Origin of the sequence: Holospora elegans E1 (genome assembly GCF_000648275.1) — a bacterium.
Taxonomy (GTDB): Bacteria; Pseudomonadota; Alphaproteobacteria; order Holosporales; family Holosporaceae; genus Holospora; species Holospora undulata_A.
Genome location: NZ_BAUP01000087.1, coordinates 1 through 4,346 on the forward strand (window position 1 = coordinate 1; position 4,346 = coordinate 4,346).

The 4,346-nt window shown below is 36.8% G+C and carries 3 protein-coding genes and 1 pseudogene; all 4 read right to left on the reverse strand.

From position 1 onward, the window contains the following. Nucleotides 1-419: 419 nt before the first annotated feature. Nucleotides 420-653: a transposase gene (locus HE1_RS10345; protein ID WP_052567310.1), complete on the reverse strand. Its 234-nt coding sequence runs from the start codon at nucleotides 651-653 to the stop codon at nucleotides 420-422. 336 nt (nucleotides 654-989) lie between these two features. Continuing rightward, nucleotides 990-1,238, reverse strand: a complete 249-nt coding sequence (locus tag HE1_RS03485) for a helix-turn-helix domain-containing protein (RefSeq protein WP_035544796.1) — start codon at nucleotides 1,236-1,238, stop codon at nucleotides 990-992. Nucleotides 1,239-1,333: 95 nt separating this feature from the next. Further along, nucleotides 1,334-2,959: a CTP synthase gene (gene pyrG, locus HE1_RS03490; RefSeq protein WP_035544799.1), complete on the reverse strand. Its 1,626-nt coding sequence runs from the start codon at nucleotides 2,957-2,959 to the stop codon at nucleotides 1,334-1,336. A 1,060-nt stretch (nucleotides 2,960-4,019) separates the two neighbouring features. Continuing rightward, nucleotides 4,020-4,346 (reverse strand): annotated as a pseudogene (locus tag HE1_RS08910) (hypothetical protein); the annotation flags it as partial.

Sequence of the window (4,346 nt, forward strand, 5' to 3'; positions counted from 1 at the left end):
TCTATATCCAGAATCTGCCACACTTCCTTTAATGTAGGATTTTTTGCACCGCTTCCTTAAAAACTCTGCACCCAGCACCTGTGTCATTGGCCTTATGAACCGTGTATGGAGCAGATTGCCTTGCCTATCAACAACACTATGCCGTTTACGTATCTTTTTTCTCCCCCCCATCTATACCTATTTTTTTTGAGGTGCCTGTGGTCAATACGTTGTGAATGATGCTATAGCTGGGATTCTTGCTCTTTTCATACTTAATTCGGCTTGTCTTAACAAGTTTATGCAATAACGCTCGATAACGCCATTGGTTTGCAAGATTTCGTAGAAAACTATTGCAAAAAAACGATAACTTGAAATGCTGGAAGTAACACTACGTATTTTTTTGGCACTCCATGTTAATAAAACTTTGAAAATTAACTATGCTACCTTTGGTTAAAAGCTTCTGAAAAAGTAGCCGCTAGATTTTGCATATTTAAATCAGCAATAATCACTTTTCCCCATACCCCCTTAATCCTACATGGTCTACAAAACGAATGTACCGTCGAGTATGGTGGAAAATCTTTTGGTCGCATTCGCCATTGACAATCGCTCTTGATTATATAAAATACTGCATTAACACTCTCTTTTTTTGTATTAGCTTCTATTGCCGCTATCAAAATGATGCTTTATTACTTCCCACTCTCTCTTTTAAATCGCTTGGGTAATTCATCTTCTACACCTTCAAGCCTTTTATATCGCACTTTTTTTATTCATGAATACAGGTTCTTAAAACCCGCCCAATGATCTGCGCAATAAAATAAAATTTTCTATTTTTTTAATCGTTCAAAAATTCGTTTGAATGTTTGACTCGAGAGATCACCAAATTCCTAATCGATAAGCCCTTTTTCAGCACTATCCTAGGATTTAAAAATAAAATCCAAATTTTTGCTTCTTTTTTAATAGTGCAAAAATTCATCGACTTCTATTACAATACCTGTGTCTTCTTGGGAGGGTTAAATTTTGGCGCATAGACTTGATCCTAAAGTTCCCGCCACCTTCAAAACGGCGGTCACACTGACACCAAAACGCTGAGCAATTCGGTTCATTGAAAGGCTATTTGCGTATAAAACAAGTGCTTGGAGCTTGTCTTTTTCAGGCACACTTCGTGAAAATTTTTCCACATTTTTTATATTTGTACCGCTGAACCCCTCGAACAAAACCGCTTTTAAAGCACTCCGAACATTCTCAAAATTTACATACAATCATTTTTAGAGACTTTTAAAAGACTTTCTTTACTAATTCTAACAAAAAATATCTTTAGTTAAAAGCTTCATAAATTTCCTTAAGGTTGGTTTTTTTAGCGCCTTGAAAGTGTTGAGCCGCCCTTATAAAAATCCACAAACAACGGATGGGGAGCAAAAGGACGAGAAGCAAACTCAGGATGAAACTGCACTCCTATATACCAGGGGTGATCCCGATGTTCTATGATTTCTATTAAGGGGTGATGATCTGACCACCCTGCAACTCGCAATCCAGAACTTTCGATGGCATCTAAATAAAGATTATTAATCTCGTAACGGTGACGATGTCGTTCTACAATTTTTTTAGTACCATAAATTTGATATGTTTGACTTTTTTCTATAAGAACGCAGGGTTGAGATCCAAGTCGCATGGTTCCTCCTACTCCTTGATATTTTTCATAGGTACGTAATACTTCCCCTTCCTTCCATTGAAACATCATAGCCACAACCGGAGTTCCCGAATCTTCGAATTCTGAAGAAGTTGCATCTTTAATTGACGTTTCGTGGCGAACGGACTCGATGACCATTAACTGCATACCAAAACATATTCCAAAAGTTGGAATCTTCGCTTTGCGCCCATACTGAATTCCTCGGATAAGCCCTTCAGTAGCACGAGCCCCAAACCCACCAGGAACAATAATACCATCGCAGTTTTTGAATATATTATCTATAAGCGGAGAAGATTCTACGTGTTCTGCATCAATCATGCTTATGTTAACGCAAACACCATGACAAAACCCTGCGTGCCGCAAAGCTTCTTTTACGGATTTATAAGCATCCGAGCCCTTTGTGTATTTTCCTAAAAGGACGATATTAATTGCTTTTTGACACAGTTCCATTTTCTGTGTTAACTCCTTCCACAAAGAAAGATCTGGCAACGCTGTATTTATTTCAAAATAATTTACTACCGCCTGGTCTAACCCTGCTTCATGATATACTACTGGAGTTTCATAAATATTTTCTACATCTAAAGCTTCTATGACGTGATTAGAAGAAATATTACAAAATAACGCAATTTTTTGCTTTATTTCTTTAGAAAAGTACCTATCGGTACGACATAAAACAACATCGGGTTGAATGCCAAGATGCTGAAGCGCCATAACGGAATGTTGTACCAGTTTCGTTTTTAGCTCTCCAACCTGTTTTAAATAAGGAACCCAAGATAAATGCAAAAACAAGCAACGCTTTTTCCCCAGTTGTCCTTGCAGTTGTCGGGCAGCTTCTAAAAACGCTAATCCTTCAATATCTCCAACAGTTCCTCCAATTTCACACAAAATAAACTCTGTACCAGAAGGGCATCGCAAAATTTCATCTTTAATAGCTTCAGTCATGTGAGGAACGATTTGTAATGTCTGTCCCTGCCAAGCACCTTGACGTTCTTTATAAATTAAATTCTGGTAAATGCTTCCTGCCGAGCACCATCCGCTGTTGGTATTTCCCGTAAAGCGTTCATAGTGTCCTAAATCTAAATCCGTTTCTCTTCCTTGAAGGGTCACAAAGGTTTCACCATGCTGTGTTGGACTTAAAGTTCCGGCATCTACATTTAGGTAGGGATCTAATTTTAATAACCACACAGAAAGCCCTCGAGCTTTTAGCAATGCACCTAACGTAGCAGTAGTAATCCCTTTTCCCAAAGAGGACATCACGCCGCCAATAACAAAAATGACTGAAGGTGGGTTCATCAAACATACATCTTAAGTTTGAATATATGTACCACAAAGTTTCGTAATATTCAACCTCAAAAACCTCTTTATATAAGGTTTACGTAATAATTTATTATTTTTTACAAATTTTTCCATATAAAACGGAAAATAATTATTTTTATCCAGTATTTTTTTGAACCATTATTCATTTTATTTAATACAAAAATAAGAAACTACTGTAATGGGGGGGGATATAAATACACATGTAAAATATAGAATATACGAAATACAAAACATTTTTTACATGAATATCAGATTTTGTTTTTTGAAAAATGGTATGCTAGTAAGGCTTAAAGATAAAGGTTATAAACATCTCTAGATAGTGTCGTGGTGAGATAAAATTATGATATAAAAAATCAGGAATTTTATTTTTTAAAAGAGATAACGCAATCGCACAGAAGACACAACATCTCAAAAAATCTTAGAAAATGCTTGAGCGTTATCTACCAGGAAGAAAGGGCAGGGAAAAGCAAAGGACAACCGTTAAACGCTGTTTTGTGGATTTTAAGAAATCAGGTCTCCTTGGAAAGATCGTCCCCAGGATTATTGAGATTGAAAAAATACGCACAGAAGATTTTGCATATGGTAATATAAAAACTCTTCACAATTTAGATAAGATCTGATAGAAAGCTTGGTTAAGAGGTAAATGACATTCCCTATCCGAGTAATAAAATTTAATTTTGATACAGAAAATTATGGTAAAAAACGTAAGAGGGCAGCTACTAACGAGGTGTTTTACGGGCTTTCAGTGGTACTTTTTTCCGCAAGGATATCCTCCTAGAAAAGTGTGTACGGATTTTTTACCAGATCCCTTGACTAGATGTACATGTGAGGTGCATTACAAATTGACCGCACTGCAACATCAAGTAGCATCCGCATGAATTGGCATAACTTCTTTCAAGATTTTCTATCGTTGTGCACATCTGAGTATTCAGGATGTTTTACTTGATATGTAGCCACAATCTCTCTACAGGGGGTAGCTCAGGTGAATAAGGTGGAAAGTACAAACTCTGCTTGATACATGATCAATACTATCTTATCATTCACGAACATACTCCCCCTCACTTTTTTTCAGGTAGTTTAAAAGATCGCTGAAATCAAAGAATAAGAGTTTATCTTTGATCCACCTGAGCCCCCTTGTGAAGTATGAATACAAAGATGAATACAAAGATGAATAGAAAGGTGCTCTGACTGTTTTTTTGTAAGCACATTCTTGTGTAAGGCCCGTTATAGAAGCGTATACAATAGCAACAGCGACAATCGTCATAAGTTTGGAAAGTCTTCCCAAATCTTTCATAGGGGTATTTTCAAGGTTAACCCCTTGCGTTTTCATAGTTCTGAACAGCCGTTCAATGTCCCATCTTTG